Source organism: Indiicoccus explosivorum, assembly GCF_002167005.1.
Classification (GTDB): Bacteria; Bacillota; Bacilli; order Bacillales_A; family Planococcaceae; genus Indiicoccus; species Indiicoccus explosivorum.
This window is the reverse complement of sequence record NZ_NHTN01000042.1, coordinates 40,415-57,181: the sequence shown is the minus strand read 5'-3', so window position 1 is coordinate 57,181 and position 16,767 is coordinate 40,415. Positions and strand designations below refer to the sequence as shown.

17 protein-coding genes and 1 riboswitch are annotated in these 16,767 nt (G+C 52.1%); of the genes, 13 read left to right on the top strand and 4 right to left on the bottom strand.

The window, feature by feature from the left end; translation table 11 throughout:
• From CCE92_RS12150 to CCE92_RS12135, 4 genes are all read left to right on the top strand, one after another.
• A partial coding sequence (locus CCE92_RS12150) for a processed acidic surface protein (RefSeq protein ID WP_088008246.1) occupies positions 1–527 on the top strand: 527 nt, incomplete at its 5' end.
• Positions 527–1,189 carry a class D sortase, LPxTATN-specific gene (gene srtD, locus CCE92_RS12145; RefSeq protein ID WP_088008245.1) on the top strand — a complete coding sequence of 221 codons (663 nt, stop codon included), beginning with the start codon at positions 527–529 and terminating at the stop codon, positions 1,187–1,189. The genes CCE92_RS12150 and srtD, both read left to right, overlap by 1 nt.
• 115 nt (positions 1,190–1,304) lie before the next feature.
• Positions 1,305–2,063, top strand: a complete 759-nt coding sequence (locus CCE92_RS12140; RefSeq protein WP_088008244.1) for an ion channel — start codon at positions 1,305–1,307, stop codon at positions 2,061–2,063.
• Positions 2,064–2,355: 292 nt separating this feature from the next.
• Positions 2,356–3,726, top strand: coding sequence for a polysaccharide deacetylase family protein (locus tag CCE92_RS12135; protein ID WP_088008243.1), 1,371 nt, complete (start codon positions 2,356–2,358; stop codon positions 3,724–3,726).
• 84 nt (positions 3,727–3,810) lie between these two features.
• Here the strand turns inward: CCE92_RS12135 and uvsE are convergent, their stop codons facing one another.
• Positions 3,811–4,683 (bottom strand): UV DNA damage repair endonuclease UvsE, encoded by an 873-nt coding sequence (uvsE, locus tag CCE92_RS12130; protein WP_088008242.1) that lies wholly within the window; start codon positions 4,681–4,683, stop codon positions 3,811–3,813.
• Positions 4,684–4,808: 125 nt separating this feature from the next.
• Here uvsE and CCE92_RS12125 point away from each other — a divergent pair, with 125 nt between their 5' ends.
• The 4 genes from CCE92_RS12125 (at position 4,809) to cuyB (ending at position 8,493) form a co-directional block, all read left to right on the top strand.
• A complete protein-coding gene (locus CCE92_RS12125) occupies positions 4,809–4,970 on the top strand; it encodes a Fur-regulated basic protein FbpA (protein WP_241536022.1) in 162 nt (53 codons plus the stop codon).
• Between the two features lie 77 nt (positions 4,971–5,047).
• Positions 5,048–6,496, top strand: coding sequence for an amidase family protein (locus tag CCE92_RS12120; RefSeq protein ID WP_088008238.1), 1,449 nt, complete (start codon positions 5,048–5,050; stop codon positions 6,494–6,496).
• 72 nt (positions 6,497–6,568) lie between these two features.
• Positions 6,569–7,795, top strand: a complete 1,227-nt coding sequence (locus tag CCE92_RS12115) for a carboxylate--amine ligase (RefSeq protein WP_088008236.1) — start codon at positions 6,569–6,571, stop codon at positions 7,793–7,795.
• Positions 7,792–8,493, top strand: coding sequence for a cysteate racemase (gene cuyB, locus CCE92_RS12110; RefSeq protein WP_338152471.1), 702 nt, complete (start codon positions 7,792–7,794; stop codon positions 8,491–8,493). Before CCE92_RS12115 ends, cuyB begins: the two co-directional genes overlap by 4 nt.
• A gap of 82 nt (positions 8,494–8,575) precedes the next feature.
• Here the strand turns inward: cuyB and CCE92_RS12105 are convergent, their stop codons facing one another.
• Positions 8,576–9,415 (bottom strand): TetR/AcrR family transcriptional regulator, encoded by an 840-nt coding sequence (locus CCE92_RS12105; protein WP_088008232.1) that lies wholly within the window; start codon positions 9,413–9,415, stop codon positions 8,576–8,578.
• Positions 9,416–9,592: 177 nt separating this feature from the next.
• On the opposite strand from CCE92_RS12105, the gene CCE92_RS12100 reads away from it, so the two are divergent.
• From CCE92_RS12100 to CCE92_RS12085, 4 genes are all read left to right on the top strand, one after another.
• On the top strand, positions 9,593–11,074 hold the full coding sequence (locus CCE92_RS12100; RefSeq protein WP_088008230.1) for a DHA2 family efflux MFS transporter permease subunit: 1,482 nt from the start codon (positions 9,593–9,595) through the stop codon (positions 11,072–11,074).
• A 95-nt stretch (positions 11,075–11,169) separates the two neighbouring features.
• Positions 11,170–12,330, top strand: coding sequence for a DEAD/DEAH box helicase (locus CCE92_RS12095; RefSeq protein WP_088008228.1), 1,161 nt, complete (start codon positions 11,170–11,172; stop codon positions 12,328–12,330).
• On the top strand, positions 12,327–13,556 hold the full coding sequence (locus CCE92_RS12090; RefSeq protein WP_088008225.1) for an aminopeptidase: 1,230 nt from the start codon (positions 12,327–12,329) through the stop codon (positions 13,554–13,556). The genes CCE92_RS12095 and CCE92_RS12090 overlap by 4 nt, the downstream gene beginning before the upstream one ends.
• A gap of 13 nt (positions 13,557–13,569) precedes the next feature.
• The gene (locus tag CCE92_RS12085; RefSeq protein ID WP_088008223.1) at positions 13,570–14,463 is read left to right on the top strand and encodes an SGNH/GDSL hydrolase family protein; all 894 of its coding nucleotides are present in this window, start codon (positions 13,570–13,572) and stop codon (positions 14,461–14,463) included.
• A gap of 49 nt (positions 14,464–14,512) precedes the next feature.
• On the opposite strand, the gene yxzF is transcribed toward CCE92_RS12085, so the two are convergent.
• Complete coding sequence (yxzF, locus tag CCE92_RS16060; RefSeq protein ID WP_164474951.1) at positions 14,513–14,653, bottom strand: small protein YxzF; 141 nt, start codon at positions 14,651–14,653, stop codon at positions 14,513–14,515.
• 67 nt (positions 14,654–14,720) lie between these two features.
• Positions 14,721–15,806, bottom strand: coding sequence for a M20 family metallopeptidase (locus tag CCE92_RS12080; protein ID WP_088008221.1), 1,086 nt, complete (start codon positions 15,804–15,806; stop codon positions 14,721–14,723).
• 118 nt (positions 15,807–15,924) lie between these two features.
• Positions 15,925–16,024, top strand: a riboswitch (TPP riboswitch).
• A gap of 160 nt (positions 16,025–16,184) precedes the next feature.
• Between CCE92_RS12080 and thiT the strand changes: the two genes are divergently transcribed.
• Positions 16,185–16,760, top strand: a complete 576-nt coding sequence (thiT, locus tag CCE92_RS12075) for an energy-coupled thiamine transporter ThiT (RefSeq protein ID WP_088008253.1) — start codon at positions 16,185–16,187, stop codon at positions 16,758–16,760.
• Positions 16,761–16,767: the final 7 nt, after the last annotated feature.

Here is a 16,767-nt window from a genome sequence, read left to right as displayed (position 1 = left end):
TTGAAGCGACAGTCGGACCGGTGGAAGATATTTCGTTTGATGACAATGCGGTCGGTGCTGAGGAAGAAGCAGGAGCAGCAGATGAAGCTGGTCTCGATATGGCACTCGTCGAAGAGACTTACCTGACGCCATATGGCTGGACAGAAGATGAGTTCAATGCCTACTTGATGGAGAATTATGATATGGAACTGGCTGACTTCAACGATTTTGCTGAACTTGAAGCAACAGTCGGCCCGCTGCTCGACGATGAAAACCTGTCAACTGTCCTTTACGAGTATGATCTGACAGAAGACGAATATAATACTTTCCTCGAAGAAAATGGATTTGCTGAGGAAGACTTCGTATTCGTCGCCGATCTCGAGTGGGCACTTGAAGACGCAGGATTTACCGTGGTGAATGAAGTGGACGGCGAACAAATGCCGGACACTGCGACCAACTCCGTTCAGAATATGCTGATCGGTACTGGAATTGCGCTTCTGGGTGCAGCAGCATTCTTCACTTCAAGAAGACGTGAAGGTGAGCAATAATGAGCAGACGGAGAAGACCCGGAAGAACCGTGCGGCGACGCATGGTTCTTCCGTCTTTATCTATCGCACTGATGGTGCTGGGAATCAGTTTCGCGCTATACAGCCTCTTTTCATTCGCCCAAGGTTATTTTGCGGTGGATGAGCTGGAAACCGACGGCTCGGAATTTACAGTACCATCGGGAGACGCAGTGGCGGCTGCGCCGGTTGCTGATCAGGAACTGGATCCGCTTTATTCCGACTATCCGGAAGAAGGGGAAGAGTTCGGGAAATTGATCATCCCTAAACTGGATGCGGCAATCCCGGTATTCCATGGTTCAGATCCGGATGAGCTGGCAAAAGGCGTCGGCCATTTCGCTGAAAGTGTTCTTCCGGGTATGAGTAATAACAGTGTGCTTTCCGGCCACCGGGATACGGTGTTCCGCGACCTCGGTCAAGTCGGCGAGGGCGATCTTCTCGTCGTCCGGACAGGAGCCGGTGAATTCACGTACAAGGTCCATACGGTACGGATCGTGGATGATCTGGACAAAACAGTAATTGTGCAGAAAGAGGATGCCACCTTGACGCTGACGACATGCTATCCGTTCGATTTTATCGGAGATGCGCCTAAACGGTACGTATTAGTGGCGGATTTGGTCGAATCAAAGAAGAAAAATGCAGCGTGAAGTTCCTGAGGGGACTTCACTTTTTTTTAATTATTTTTAAAAACGGGGATTTGTCACGTGTATACTTGAATCAAAAGCGAGGTGATCATTGTTGATAGTGCTGCGAAGGCTTTACTTGACTGCGACGAATCTTTCCTGGGTCATGCTGACTGTTTTCACCGTGATCCTGATTGCCCTCAGCACACTTGCCATGCCATGGATTGAACCGGAAACATTCAATACGTATGGTGATTCGTTCTGGTTCACCATGACGACCATGCTGACGGTGGGCTATGGGGATTTTTATCCGGTGACGGCTGCGGGGCGTCTCTTCACCATCCTGTTCCTTTACATAGCAGGCATCGGGCTGTTTGCGTCATTTATCGGGAAAGCGATAGAAAGCCTTACTGTGTACAAAAGAAAGAAAGAGGGCGGTGAGCTGATGTATCAGGGGAAAAACCATGTAGTCATTATCGATTGGTCACACAAGGCGGAAAATGCCATCCGCGAAATTCTCAAGAGAGATCCGAAAATTGAAGTGGTCGTAATCGACCGGCTTGAAAAAGCGAAAGAAATCCATGAGCGGATCCATTATGTTAAAGGGAATGCGACGGATGGCGCAGTGCTGAAAAAGGCGAATATCGGGCTGGCCAAGGCAGTCCTGATCTTTGCGGATGACCGGATCGAAGATCAGATTCTTACGGACGGCAAGTCGCTCATGGTAGCTACTGCTGTCGAGCGGATTGCATCGGACGTACATACAACAGTCGAGGTGGAGAGGGAAGAACACATCCCGAATTTCTCTCATATCAACATCGATAAATTCATTTTATCGAACGGGACGATTGCCAAACTGGCGGTCGATTCAATTCTCACAACAGATCTTGCAGTTTGAGCAGCCAGCCGCAGGGAGATGGAATGACCTGCTCAGTCAAAACCCATGGATAGTCCATCCATGGGTTTTTTTACGGAAACCGCTTCAAGGAAAGCGGACGCATGAAGCCAGCCAGTGCAGGAAAACACTTGAAATCATGCAGCTTCTTTCGATTCAGGGATTACAGTCAGTCAAAAAAGGAGTATAATAAAAACAAAAAGTCTAAATTTTCAGTTTAATTATCCTTTTTATTCACTTTATGGGTTAAAGTGCCTTTTTGTAAAAGGCGCTAAAATAAAAAGGGGTGACTAAAATGAAAGGCCGGCTGATGAGAGTGTTTGCTGTCTGTTCCCTGGCGATCCTGATGCTATTTTCCTTTGTGGGTTCCGCCGCTGCCGCCAGTTCCCAATTCATAACGAAAGGAAGTACTTCAAGCAAAGTCGTCGCGCTGACGTTCGATGACGGTTCTGATGGCACAAATATCGGGAAGCTTCTGCAGATTCTGTCGGATCACAATGTGCGGGCGACCTTCTTTTTGACGGGGTCAGGAGCCATGGATCACCCTCAGTCCATCCGGAATATCGCGTCGAAAGGACATCAGCTCGGCAACCATTCTTACTCGCATCCGGATTTCACAAAACTGACCGCTTCCCAGATCAAAAGCGAACTGGACCGGACAGAATCTGTTATCCGGAACCTGACAGGCAGATCGACGAAACCGATTTTCCGGGCACCGTTCGGGGCAGTGAATTCGGCTGCTCTCCGCGCGATCGGTGATGCGGGTTATACCCATACAATCCAGTGGGATATCGATACAGTCGACTGGCGGGGAGTTTCAGCTGATCAGATTGTCACAAAAGTGATGAGTAACGTGAAGCCGGGTTCCATCATCCTGATGCATACAGGGGCAGGCGCGTCAGGAACACCGGGCGCACTTCCGGTGATGATTTCGAAACTCAAAGCGCAGGGCTATAAATTTGTGACGGTCTCTGAAATGCTGAACTTGCCGACCGGAACGCCGCCGTCCACGGTCAAGACCTATACTGTCCAAGCTGGCGACACGCTTTACAGTATCGCTCTCCGGTTTAATGTAACTGTGGAGCAGCTGGCTGCTGCCAATGGCATCACGGATCCCAGCCTGATCCGGGTCGGCCAGGTCCTGATCATCCCTGGACAGTCGGGTTTCCAGGATGTATCTGCGTTCTATGCGCCGGCTGTAAACTACTTAGTCAAAAATGGCGTCTCAAATGGGATATCTTCAACGGCATTCGGAACTTATCAGCCGATAAAACGGGTGGATGCGGCGGTTTGGATGGCAAAGATTCTAAAGCTGGATACTGTTTCCGCTCCCCCTTCCGGTTTCACTGACGTACCGGCACGAGCGGCAGGTGCTGTGAACGCTTTGAAAGAGGAAGGGATCATGAACGGGAAAACGTCCGCCAGGTTCGATTCATCCGGCTATCTTACCCGTGGTGAAACCGCGCTCGTTTTGCAGCGGGCATATGACCTTGCTGGCAGCAGTTCCGCATCTTCATTCGCTGACGTATCCGTGCGATATGAAGCGGCTGTCGATGCGCTTGTGGCGAACGGTGTGACAAATGGCATATCGGCAACACATTTCGGCACAGACCGGGACGTCACGAGAGGACAACTGGCCGTTTTCCTCTACCGTATTAATAATTGACGGTGAAATTCCGATTTCAAATCGGGTAGAACCATGTGTCCAAATCAGCCGGAAGTACGCCGGCTTGTTTGGACACTTTTTCATTTATTGTCTGTTCAATTCATCCAAAAAAGGCAAAATCGATTGTTCCTTCAATTTTGCTTCGAACATGATATCTGCATCCGCTCCGTCCAAGAGTGCGATCAGCTCCCGTACATCCTCTTCAGAAACGAAATCATGGTGCCTGCGGTCCGTCCGGGATTCTTTGCCGGTGCTGATATGGATCTTCGGAATGCCGAAGCCTTCCCAAGTATCGAGAATCGCAGCGATATCGACAGGCGTGCCATCGTTATGGCAATTATGATGATGGATGTCAAAACAGACAGGGATGCCGCACATCCAGCTGATCTCCAGCACGTCCTGCACCGTGAACACCTTGTCATCATTCTCCAGCCGCAATTTGCGCCGGATGCTTTCTGAAAGGTCCCTGTAATTGTCCGCAAACCGTTTTTTGGCGCTTTCCTTATCACCGTATGCACCGCCTGTATGCAGGATCAAGTCCGATCCGCCTAAAAGCGTGATGAGTCTGTCGTGGTATTCAAGATCTTCGATCGCTTTTTTGACCACTTCAGGTTTCGGGGAATTCAAAACCGTATACTGACCGGGATGCATAGACAAACGCATGCGATGGACGGCTGCATAGTCGGAAATTTGACGCGCAGCGTGGAGCACGTCTTTATCTTCCCACCAGGTCCAGTCATTCACCGGGTGGGTGGAAAGAGGGACGATCGAACTTGATGCCCGGTAAAAAGCGATATCATGCCGCTGGTTCCAATGGAGAATCTTAAAGGTCGTCTCCAAGTTCTCCAATGTCAGTTTTTTTATGATAGAAGTGCCTTCCGCCGCCGCTGTCGATGCACGGCATGTCCGGAAAACACTTTTCAATTCGGTATTCATACAAGCGTATCCTAATCTCATTCCGCCAGCTCCTTTCTTCCCCTTACTATACCCTATACCCGGTTCAGAAAAGACAATCAGGTTTTACGCCGGTTCAGGAACGGGTATAGAAGAACCGGAACCATAACAGCAAGGAGAGGAACATCGTGTTGGAACAGTTTCCTGAATCCCCGTTTGAAATGAAGCGGGAACGGATTATCGAAGATCTTGTAGGAATGAACGTTTTTAAAGTAGATGGGCGGCAGCTGTATGAACTGACGCTGTATGAACTGATGAAAACATATACAGAAGAACCGGAAGCCGAATAGATTTCGGCTTTTTTTATTAAATAAATCCTCGCAAGGAGAGGGAAAGGACAGGCATTTTAAAATGGAGGATGAAGCCGATGCATAGTGAGAAGCTGGAAAAATTCCGGACAGAGCGGCTCGATGAGATGACCATCAGCGGCATGCAGGAACTGATGGAAGAAGGAGAACTTACAGCAGAAGAGCTCGTCCTGATGTACAGGGAGAACATTTCGCTCAGAAAAGATGTCAATGCGGTTTTGGAACTGAATCCGGATGCGCTTCAAATCGCGCAGGCGCTGGATTTTGAACGGAAAACGAAAGGTGCACGCTCGAAATTGCACGGCATTCCACTGCTCGTAAAAGATAATTTCGGTACGGCGGATAAAATGCACACGACCGCGGGATCACTCGCGCTGGAAAATCACTATGCCACGGAAGATGCGGACACCGTGCGGCGTCTCCGGGAGGCAGGGGCTGTCATCCTCGGAAAGTCGAATATGACGGAGTGGGCGAATTTCATGTCGCAGGATATGCCCAATGGCTACAGTTCACGTGGCGGGCAAGTCAAAAACCCATACGGGGATTTTGATGTCGGCGGATCGAGTTCCGGGTCGGCTGCAGGGACTGCCGCCAATCTGGCGGCTGGCGCGGTCGGCACAGAAACATCCGGCTCTGTCATCAATCCGGCGGCTCAGAACAGTCTCGTCGGAATCAAACCTACGGTAGGACTTGCCAGCAGACGGGGGATCATTCCGCTTTCCCACACGCAAGATACGCCCGGCACTTTCGGACGGACAGTGGAAGACGCAGTGATCATCTTAGGAGCGATGGCCGGCCATGACCCTAAAGATCCCATCACAGTGATGGCAGAGCCGTTCGAGAACTATGACTGGAGCCTGCATTTTAAAAGTACCGGACTGGAAGGCGTCAGGATCGGTATCCCACGTAATTTATTTGAACAGGACATAAGCAGGGAAATGCGGGCACTTTTCAGCGATGCCATCCGAAAGCTGGAGGCTTGCGGGGCGGAAGTGAAAGATCCGATCGACTTGGAAGTCGTCCAGGAAGATCTTGGATTCGCGGTGCTTTTGCACGAATTCAAAGCAGACCTGGACTACTATTTAGGGAAATCCAACCCGCTGAATCCCATCCGTTCGATGCGGGATGTGATGAGCTATAACAGCGAAAATGCGGGAAAGATGCTGAAATTCGGCCAGAACCTCTTGGAGAAGGCCAGCACGCTCACCGGTGAATTGACGGAACGGGAATACGAGGAGGCGCTGGAACGGAACAGGTTCCTGGCCGCCGAACGGGGGCTGCGGAAGAACATGGAAGACGCAGGAGTCGATGTCATCCTGTTGCCGCAAGACTTCGGCTGCAATATCGGAGCGGCTGCGGGGTTCCCTTCAATTACCGTTCCGGCCGCGTTCACAGAAGAGGGAGAACCGTTCGGAATCACATTCACCGGCCAGAGCTTCGCCGAGCCCCAGCTCATCGAATATGCCTTCGCCTTCGAACAATTTGTACGGGCACGGCGGAAGCCTTGATTTCCAAGCAGTGGGGGATATGATAAACTGAGTACTGTCCAATTCAAATAATTAAAGTGAGATGATATACGTATGGCAGCAGCCGGAACTGATTTTTTGCCGATCCTGTTAGGATCGGATATGAACGCATACGGAATGGCCCGCTCTTTCTATGAAGCCTATGGTGTTAAGCCGCTTGTCATAGGAAGGTCGGCGCTGACCGTGACGCAGAACAGTAAAATCCTTTCCTTCCGCTCGGTGGAAGGTCTGAACGAAGACGATGTGTTTATCCGGACCATGGATGGCCTGGCTGAAGAATTCCCTGAAATCCCGAAACTTCTCCTTGCCTGCGGCGACGATTATGCGAAGCTGATCATCCGCCATAAACCGCTCCTCACGGAGGATTTCGAAGTGCCTTACATCGGCGAGGAACTGATGAATGAAATCGTCCTGAAAGAAAACTTCTACAAAATGTGTGACAAATATGGATTCAGCTACCCGAAAACCGATATGGCGACACCGGAAAACTACCGGGATCTTCAGCTCGGGTTCGACTATCCCATTATCATTAAGGCCTCTAATTCAGTGGCTTACTGGAACTGCAGTTTTCCGGGAAAAAAGAAGGTTTTTGTTGCGGAGGACGAAGAGGAGCGGAATGCAATATTCGAGGCCATTTATTCGTCGAGCTATCAGGATAACCTGATCATCCAGGAATTTATTCCCGGGGATGATTCCTATATGCGTGTGCTGAATGCTTATGTCGGAAAAGATGGAAACGTAAAACTTATGTCGCTCGGCAACCCGATACTGGAGGAACATACACCTGAAGGGATCGGGAGTTACGCGGCGATCATTACGACTTATGATAAGGAACTGATGGACCGGGTCCGGTTTTTCCTGGAAGACATCGGTTATACGGGATTCGCGAATTTCGATATGAAATTCGACGAACGGGACGGCGAATACAAGCTGTTCGAAATCAATCTCCGGAACGGCCGGAGCAGTTACTATGTAACGGCTGCCGGACACAACTTGATGAAATATGCGGCGGACGATCACATTTTCAATATCCCGCAGGAACTGACGTATGCGCAGAATGAACACCTGTGGACGATCATTCCGAATGGCGTGCTGTACAAGTACGCGGAGAATCAGGAGCTCAAACGGAAAGCCCGCCGGCTCATCAATGAAGGAAAAGTGACCAATTCATTGTTTTATCGGGAAGACTTTAATCCGAAGCGCTGGCTGAATCTGACTCTGAATAACTTGAATTACTACCGCAAATACAAAAAATATTTCAACAAAAAAGGGCTATCATGAAAAAGACGCTCGGCATAATAGGCGGTGTGGGGCCACTGGCGACGATGTTTCTCGGGGAAATGATCGTCCGCCGGACTGCTGCTGACAGGGACCAGGATCATGTGCCGATGCTGATATCCAACAACCCGCGCATTCCGGACAGGACAGCGTTCATTCTCGGAGAATCTTCCGAAAGCCCGGTGCCGGTCATGATTGCGGATGGCCGGAAACTGGTGGAAATGGGGGCCGAAGTGCTTGCCATGCCGTGCAACACCGCACACAGTTTCTATCAGGAACTGCAGGAAGCGCTTCCTGTTCCGCTTATCCATATGATTGATGAAACAGCAGCCGAAGCGAAGCGGCAAAGGGCTGTCCGGACGGGTATTCTGGCCACGGATGGGACTCTGAAGACCCGGGTCTACCAGCAGGCGTGCGAAAAAGCTGGACTGGAGCCGGTCATCCCTTCGGATGAGGTCCAGCGGCTTGTAATGTCAGTCATTTATGATTGTGTGAAAGCGGGCGAACCCGTCAGTGCTTCCGACTGGGAAAAAATCGATGCCCAGATGAAGGAGCTCGGGTGCGATAAAGTGCTTCTCGGCTGCACCGAGTTATCGGTTGTCCGCAAAGAGCTTGGATTATCCGATTTCTACGTCGACTCTTCGGCAGTACTGGCGGAAAGCGCAGTAAAAGCGAGCGGCTATGAACTGAAGAAAGCATGAGGAAAACCGGACCTGGAGAAATCCAGGTCCGGTTTTCCTTTGCGGTGCCGCATGAGGCAGCATTGCTTCGCTTCGCGGCCGCTTATTCTGCTGCCAGGAATGTGCGGATATCGTGTGCCAGAGAGCCGTCCGGTAAGGTTTCGGCTTCCAGACCGCTGAGAGCCATGCCGATCAAATGGCGGCGCGGTGCCCGTTCTTCCAGTTCGTCTGCAATAAAATCGGCAAGTTCAGCTGCCCGGCCCTCACTGGCATCCGCGACAGCACGGAGACGATTTTGGAGCGTAGGTGCGTTGTCCGGTGCATGCTTCTTCAGATCACCGAGAGCGAACGGAAGGAATTTGTCCTGTTTCTCGATCTGATCTCCCAGCGCAGCTTCCATTCGCCGCAGAACGAAAGCCGTCAGTCGATCGGACGGCAATTCGGTGCTTGTTCCATATTGGTAAAGATGCAGTAAATGCTGGATGGTGCCAAGCACCAGGGAAGCGTTCTCGAGTGCATACGGCTCCGCAGCGCTGCCGTAGACTTCAGGCAGACGCCCGGCCAGCCAGGTCAAATCCCGGATATGCTGCTCTTTGGCAAAAGCTTTCAGCTCCGTGTCTTCAGAGTAGAAAACACTCTCGTATAAGGCGAATAAATTCCGTTCCCTGCTCATCTGCATGCGGATGGAAATCTGGTCGGCGAGGACGCCCGGATCGGCTATACTCCGGCCTTCCGCTGCCTCACGGCGTTTTTCTCCGATTTCTTCTGAAATGTATTCAAGAATGGCCCGAAGGCATTCCGCCTTTGAAGTAAAGTGATTGTAAAAAGTCCCTTTCGAAATCTTCGCTTTATCCAAAATGTCCTGTATGGATGTGGCAGCATAGCCTTTATCGACGAAAAGAAGGTAAGCCGCATCGATGATCTGCTTTTTTCTCGTGTTCATATTTTCACCTTTTGTACTCGTAGTCTATTTTCAGTTTACAGATAAAAGCTTGCCGTATCAATGCAGGAAACTAATGCGGTTCAAACAATTGCTTTTCCTGGACAGCCGGTATAGAATGATTGAATGTACAGTTAGTATAGAAAGTGAACAGTAAGTATAAAATGGAGGAATCAATGAATGACTGAACAAAAAAAACCGCCATACGGCATGATCGCCATACTTTTCACAGGAGCTTTCGTGGCGATTTTCAATCAGACACTGCTGAACGTCGCGCTTCCGTCCATCATGGTAGACTTTGAAGTGGATGCATCGACCGTACAGTGGCTGGTGACTGGCTTCATGCTGATCAACGGAATTCTGATTCCGGCCAGTGCGTTTTTCATCCAGCGCTATACGAACCGCTCCATTTTCATCACGGCAATGTCGCTGTTCGCGGCCGGCACGCTGCTGGCTGCCGTGGCACCGGTTTTCGGTGTGCTCCTTATAGCGCGAATGATCCAGGCGGCAGGGGCGGCGCTGATGATGCCGCTCCTGATGAATGTGATGCTGGCCGCGTTCCCGGTCGAACGGAGGGGATCGGCAATGGGACTTTTCGGTCTCGTCATGATCGTTGCGCCGGCAGTCGGACCGACATTGTCGGGCTATATTATCGAGCATTCCTCATGGCGCACGTTATTCTTCATTGTGCTGCCCCTTGCACTCGTTCCGCTGGCACTCGGGATTTTTAAAATGAAAAACATTATGGTCCAGAATAGAGAGCTGAAGATCGACAGCCTGTCTCTCGTGTTTTCCAGTATCGGATTCGGCGGTTTGCTCTATGGGTTCAGTTCTGCCGCCGACTATGGATGGTCGGATCCGCTTGTCTACGGGACGATTGCAGCAGGGGCGGCTGGTCTGATTTTATTCATCAGCCGCCAACTGAAGCTGGAAGTGCCGATGCTCGATTTCAGGGTCTACAAGTACCCGATGTTCGCGCTGTCATCAGCTATTTCCATTGTCCTGTCCATTTCGATGTTTTCGGCCATGATCCTGATGCCCATATACGTCCAGACCATCAAAGGGATATCGCCGATGGATTCCGGTCTCCTTATGCTTCCGGGAGCCCTGATCATGGGTCTCATGTCTCCGGTCACCGGGCGGCTGTTCGATAAATTCGGCGCAAGGGCCCTTGCCATGATCGGCCTGTCGATCGTCGTCCTTTCCACGTATTTCTTCAGTCAGCTGAGTCTGGAGACGACCTATCTTCAGATCATGGGGATGTATACCATCCGGATGTTCGGCATTTCGATGGTCATGATGCCGGTCATGACGAACGGACTGAACCAGCTGACGCCGGTTTTGAATCCGCACGGAGCCGCCATGAACAATACGCTTCAGCAAGTGTCCGGAGCGATCGGTTCTGCGCTGCTGATCACCGTCATGAACTCCCGCGCAGAAGCAGCCGGCGAGCAATTGCTGTCGGCGGGAACCGCACCGGAAACCATCGTCAATCGGGCACTGCTCGAAGGAATCAATTTCACGTTCCTCGTCTCTACATTCATTGCGATTGTCGCGCTGGTTTTGACGTCATTCGTCAGACGTGCGAGACCGGCAGCCGAGGAAGAGCATCGGGCATTCACCGCCGAGCCGGCCAAGGAACCGGCAGCTGAAATTCAATAAGGAAGAACGCCCGCGGCTCTGCTGCAGGGCGTTTTTTTCTTCTTTAGCCACCGATATGATAAACTGGAGCTATTGAAGAGAAGGTGGAATGGATCATGAACGCAATTGAGAAGTTAAGTCCTGCTTGGCAGGAGAAGTGGAATAAAGCCGGATTCGGTGCGCCGCTGCCGGTGCAGGCGGAAATGATTCCGGAAATGCTTGCAGGGAATGATGTGGTTGCCCAGTCGCCGACAGGCTCAGGAAAGACGCTGGCTTATCTGCTGCCGGTCCTTGAAAAAACGGATCCTTCAAAACAGCAGGTGCAGGCGATGATCGTCGCCCCTTCCCAAGAGCTTGCGATGCAGATCGTCAATGTGCTTCGGGACTGGACAGCCGGCACCGGCATCAGCGTTGCACAGCTGATCGGGGGCGCCAATGTGCAGCGGCAAATCGAGAAGCTGAAGAAAAAGCCGGCTATTGTAGTCGGTACCCCGGGCCGGCTGAATGAACTCGTGAAAAATAAAAAGTTGAAGGTCCATGAAATCAGCACGATCGTACTGGATGAAGGGGATCAGCTGCTGAGCAGGGAACACCGCGGAGCGATACGGGATCTGATTGAGCGCACGCAGCACGGCAGACAGCTGGTGCTGGTATCGGCCACTGTGACAGAAGAAATTGAGCTGGTAGCGGACCGGCTGATGGACAAGCCGGCCCGGATCACCATTACCGCAGAGGATTTGCCGGAATTCGGAGACGTCCTTCATTCGTTCATCAAAATCGAGGAACGGGATAAGACGGATATGCTCCGCAGGCTGTCGCACGTCGAGGGCATGAAAGGACTCGCTTTTATTAACAGCCTGGATCAGCTTCTGATGAAAGAAAGCAAACTGTCATACCGCGATGCCGGCGTCGTGACACTCCATGCCGAAATGAAGAAAGAAGAGCGGAAGAGAGCGCTGGATGCGTTCCGCTCGGGTGAAGTGCCGATCCTTCTGGCGACCGATGTTGCGGCGCGCGGGCTGGATGTGGAAGGCGTCACTCACGTCATCCATGTCGATGTCCCGAAAACGTATGAGCAATACTTGCACCGCTCAGGGAGAACCGGTCGTGCCGGTGCGGATGGAGAGGCGCTGACACTGCTTTCGTATGCGGATGAACGGCAGTACAAGCGGATTGCGAAGGAACTCCAGTCCAAGCCGGTCCAGAAAATATGGCACCGGGGCAGACTGATGGAAGGATCATCCAAAACCATTGCCGAAAAGGGGAAGCGGAAATGACATTTCAGGAAAAGCTTGAACAATATGCCGAATTGACGGTCAAAGTCGGACTGAATGTACGGAAAGGTCAGATCTTGCTGATAAACGCTACGACCGACACGCAGGAATTCACCAGACTCGTCGTCAAAAAAGCCTATGAAGCGGGAGCGAAAAGGGTCCAGGTCAATTACACAGATCCGCTCCAGACCCGCATGCATTTCGAAATGGCGCCGGACGAGGCGTTCCGGGAATACCCCGAGTGGTCTGTGGCCCAACGGGATGAAGTGATCGATACGGACGGAGCATTTCTGTGGATTGATGCGGAAGACCCGGACCTGCTGACCGGCATTCCGCCTAAGCGGCTGTCGGACGCGCAGAAATCTTCAGGCAAAGCGCTCGAACGCTATCGCCAGGCCATTGTGTCGGATAAAGTGGCATGGTCCATCGTGGCAGTGCCATCGGATAAATGGGCAGAGAAAGTGTTCGGCACCCTGGAGAATCGGGAAGCCGTTGAAGCGTTATGGGAAGCGATTTTCAAGACAGTGCGGATCGGCGAAGGCGATGCCGTGGAAAAATGGCGGAAGCACATCGCAGATCTGGAAACGAAAGCGGCGGTCCTGAACAGCAGGCGATACAAAAAGCTGCATTACCGGGCGCCGGGGACAGACCTCACGATCGAACTGCCTGGCGCACATATTTGGGCGACAGGCGCTGCCAAAACAGCTGGGGGCACGCCGTTCATCGCGAATATGCCGACGGAAGAAGTATACACAGTGCCGCTGAAAACAGGTGTAAACGGGTATGTAAGCAATACGAAACCGCTTGTTTACCAGGGGAACATCATTGATGGTTTCAAACTGACATTCGAGAACGGAAAAATCATCGAAGCGGAAGCGGAACAGGGGCAGGAACTGCTGGATGAAATGCTTCAGACGGATGAAGGTTCCGCTTCTCTCGGGGAAGTGGCCCTCGTACCGCACCGCTCCCCGATTTCGGATTCAGGAATTTTATTTTATAATACGCTCTTCGATGAAAATGCCTCGAACCATTTAGCGATCGGCGATTCTTATCCGACCTGCCTAGAAGGAGGACGGGACTTGGAACGGAGTCAGCTGGAGGGCGTCGGACTGAACGTGTCGATTGTCCATGAGGATTTCATGATCGGCAGTGCGGAAATGGATATTGACGGTATTCTGGAAAATGGCACAGCAGAACCGGTATTCAGAAACGGGAACTGGGCTTTTTGAGGAGAGGATCGTTTTGAAAAAATTAGCGGCAGCGGCTCTGGCCGGGCTGCTGGCATTCAGCGGAGCCGCCGGCGTTTCTGCGGAGACGGAAACACCTGAAGTATTTGCGGCGTTCGGCGATTCGCTGGCGGCCGGCCAGACGCCGGACCGGGCGATCGACAGCGGTTATGCGGACCTGATTGCGCAGGAACTGGCACGGGAAGGGTCGCTCGGCTTTTTCACGAAGGACTTTGCGTTTCCCGGTCTCACATCGGCAGGCGTGCTCGAACGGGTGAAATCACCGGAAGCACAGGAACTGCTGGGTAAAGCGACACTGATTACGGTATCGGCAGGCGCTAATGACCTGCTAAGTTTGGTCCGGACTGAACCGGCGAGCGGCTCGATCACCTTCAGCCAGCTGGCAGCGGACCGGGCGATGAACAATGCCCGAAAGAACATCCGGGAACTGCTCGCGGAACTCTCTTCAAGGGCGCCGGAAGCGGAAGTATATGTTATGGGCTACTACTTTCCGTACCCTCATGCCAACGACCTTCAAAAGCCGGGGCTCGCCAGGCAGCTCCTCACACTGAATGCCATCCTGAAACAAGAGGCTGAGAAGGCCGGGGCTGTTTACGTGCCGGTCGCAGACGAATTCGGCATGGACGCGACCGCGAAGATTCCCCTTCCCGGAGATGTCCATCCGACGATCCAAGGTTACCAAGAGATGGCGAATGCCTTCCTGGATGTTTATGAGCCGGCTCTTGGCGTGACGGATCGTGAACTTCCGGATCCCCGGCCCGTCTCGTTTGAAGAACTGATGGAAAAACGGGCGAGTGAAGGGGAAGTTGCAGCTGCTGAAACGGCTCCAGCGAATCCGATCAGTGAAATGGAGTACATCACGGTTTCCAAATTAAGGCACTATACATGACAAAACCCGCCTCCGGTAAAATCCCGGAGGCGGGTTTTGTGTTCGCCGATTATCTCCGGCGGGAGCTGACTGTCCGTGTCCGGCCGCGCGACTTGCTTGCACGCTTCCGTTTATCGAGTGCTTTCTTTACGACCGGATAGACAATGGGTCCATATTTCATCGCTGTTTTCATGATTTTGCCGAATTTCATAAATGAATCGCTCCGTTTCGTTGGGTGTGTTAGTTTTTCAATTCCCGTCTGCGGGGAATGGCAAACATCACACTTCGAGCAGAGCGTGGGCGACCAGGATGTTCCGATAAGTCTCCACGCTCGAGATGGAGACATATTCGGCGTTGCCATGCCAGTCATCGCCAGCAGGACCGAATTCGATCGCTCCTTCTCCGCCTTCATTCACAGCGGCATAGTACCGGGTATCCGCGGCACCATGCTGACCGAAGAGGACCGGTTCTTTGTCGGTCTCTTCCCGGATAACCGCCTGGAGGTGCTTGATGTACGGATTGGTCTCCGAGGTGGTGAGCGCCGGCGTTGATCCGCTGGCGGTATAATCCATATTCAGGTTCAGCTGTTCTCCGAGTTCCGCCATCTGCCGTTCGATTTCTTTCGGATCCTGTTCCGGCAGGAACCGGATGTCGTATGACATGTGGCAGATTTCCGGGACGACATTGTACCGGTCTCCGGCATTGATCTTTGCCAAGTTGACCGAAGGCTGTTCATAATACTCGGATGATTCCTTCGTGAATGGCAGATCTTTCAGCGCCTCATGAAACTTCATCGCGGCCTCGATGGCATTGATCCCTTCCCACGGGCGGCTGCCGTGCGCCGGTTTTCCTTTGAATGTCAGATCCATGTGAAGAATCCCTTTGGACTGCAGCCCGACTTTCAGGCGTGTCGGTTCGCCGGCAATGATGAAATCACCGGTATATCCTTGCTGAACCAGCCATTCCGACGTATTATGTCCGCCGATTTCTTCGTCTGTGACGATGTGCAGCTGAACGGTCCGGCTCAGTTTTTCTTCATCCAGGTCCACGAATGCCTGCATCATAGCGGCGACCCCGGCTTTCATGTCCGCCGCGCCGCGGCCATAGAGACGGTCTCCCTCCACCAGGGGCGAGAATTGCTCTTTGTGGCCGGGTACAACGTCTACGTGGCCATTCCAGACGATTGTATCGCCTTCATTGTTTTCCCCTTTCGTCGCAGTCAGCATCAGGTAGCCGAGATTATCATGTACCTGCACTTCCTGACCATGGGATTCCAGCCATTCCGCGCAATAGCGGAGCGCTTCATTCGCTCCTTCTTTTGTATCGCTTTTGATCTTGATCAGTTCTTTAAGCAATTCAATCACACAAAACGTCTCCTTTCCGATAAGTTCCTATTCCTTCATTTACCCGGAGCGGCCTGCACGAAACGGCATTGCACTCCAGGCGGATTTTGTGTACAATATCCATTGTAACTTAATATGAATGCACCACAAGGGGAGCGTTTCGCTGAGAGTGAACTATTTGTTCTGACCCTTTGAACCTGTAAGTTAATGCTTGCGCAGGGATGTGGACGGAAATGAGACCATACGGTGTCAGGCTCTGTCCTGATGCCGTTTTTCTATGCCGGCTTCAGCTTCCGGCCTTTCAGCGCATGCCGGAAAGCGGCTGCCGTGAAAGGTCGCGCCGGCCGCGCATCGCTCTTTTCCGGCGGCCTTTTGTCGGTGCAAAAGGAGGAAATTGTAATGGGGAATAAACGAGTGCTTGTGCTTTTGGAAATCGCGATTTTCGCTGCGCTCGCTTTCGTGCTCGATTTTATCGCTTTCAGCATGCCGCAGGGTGGATCTGTAAGCCTTGCGATGATTCCAGTCGTGCTAATGGCGTTCCGGCGGGGAGTGTGGGCCGGAATCGGAACGGGGGCGCTGTTCGGACTTCTGCAGCTGATTTTGGGAAGATACTACGCAGCACCCTTGTCTTTCGGTTTTGTCGTCCTCCAGCTTTTTCTGGAGTACATCGCGGCGTTTGCCGTTGTCGGTCTTGCCGGCATCACACGGAGCCCTTACTTGAAAAAGCTCCATGACCGGAAATTTTTCGCGGCAGGGCTGCTCGTGGCGGCAGGGGTCTTCGTTGCATCGTTCCTGCGGTATCTTATCCATACGGCCGTCGGTGTATGGTTCTTTTCAAGCTTTGCTGAAGGGAATGTCCTCATCTATTCCGTCACTTACAACGCAACTTATATGGTTCCGATTTTCCTGCTGACAGCCCTTGTCTGCTGGGGATTGTTCACTGCGGCTCCCCGGCTGACCGACCCTGAGAACTGAACGCGCC

Excerpts from the sequence above, each read along its gene's own strand:
- CCE92_RS12135 (WP_088008243.1), top strand. The coding sequence starts at position 2,356 with ATGAAAGGCCGGCTGATGAGAGTGTTTGCTGTCTGTTCCCTGGCGATC.
- CCE92_RS12095 (WP_088008228.1), top strand. The coding sequence starts at position 11,170 with ATGAACGCAATTGAGAAGTTAAGTCCTGCTTGGCAGGAGAAGTGGAAT.
- uvsE (WP_088008242.1), bottom strand. The coding sequence starts at position 4,683 with ATGAGATTAGGATACGCTTGTATGAATACCGAATTGAAAAGTGTTTTC.
- thiT (WP_088008253.1), top strand. The coding sequence starts at position 16,185 with ATGGGGAATAAACGAGTGCTTGTGCTTTTGGAAATCGCGATTTTCGCT.
- srtD (WP_088008245.1), top strand. The coding sequence starts at position 527 with ATGAGCAGACGGAGAAGACCCGGAAGAACCGTGCGGCGACGCATGGTT.
- yxzF (WP_164474951.1), bottom strand. The coding sequence starts at position 14,653 with ATGAAATTCGGCAAAATCATGAAAACAGCGATGAAATATGGACCCATT.
- CCE92_RS12115 (WP_088008236.1), top strand. The coding sequence starts at position 6,569 with ATGGCAGCAGCCGGAACTGATTTTTTGCCGATCCTGTTAGGATCGGAT.
- CCE92_RS12100 (WP_088008230.1), top strand. The coding sequence starts at position 9,593 with ATGACTGAACAAAAAAAACCGCCATACGGCATGATCGCCATACTTTTC.
- CCE92_RS12105 (WP_088008232.1), bottom strand. The coding sequence starts at position 9,415 with ATGAACACGAGAAAAAAGCAGATCATCGATGCGGCTTACCTTCTTTTC.
- CCE92_RS12120 (WP_088008238.1), top strand. The coding sequence starts at position 5,048 with ATGCATAGTGAGAAGCTGGAAAAATTCCGGACAGAGCGGCTCGATGAG.
- cuyB (WP_338152471.1), top strand. The coding sequence starts at position 7,792 with ATGAAAAAGACGCTCGGCATAATAGGCGGTGTGGGGCCACTGGCGACG.
- CCE92_RS12090 (WP_088008225.1), top strand. The coding sequence starts at position 12,327 with ATGACATTTCAGGAAAAGCTTGAACAATATGCCGAATTGACGGTCAAA.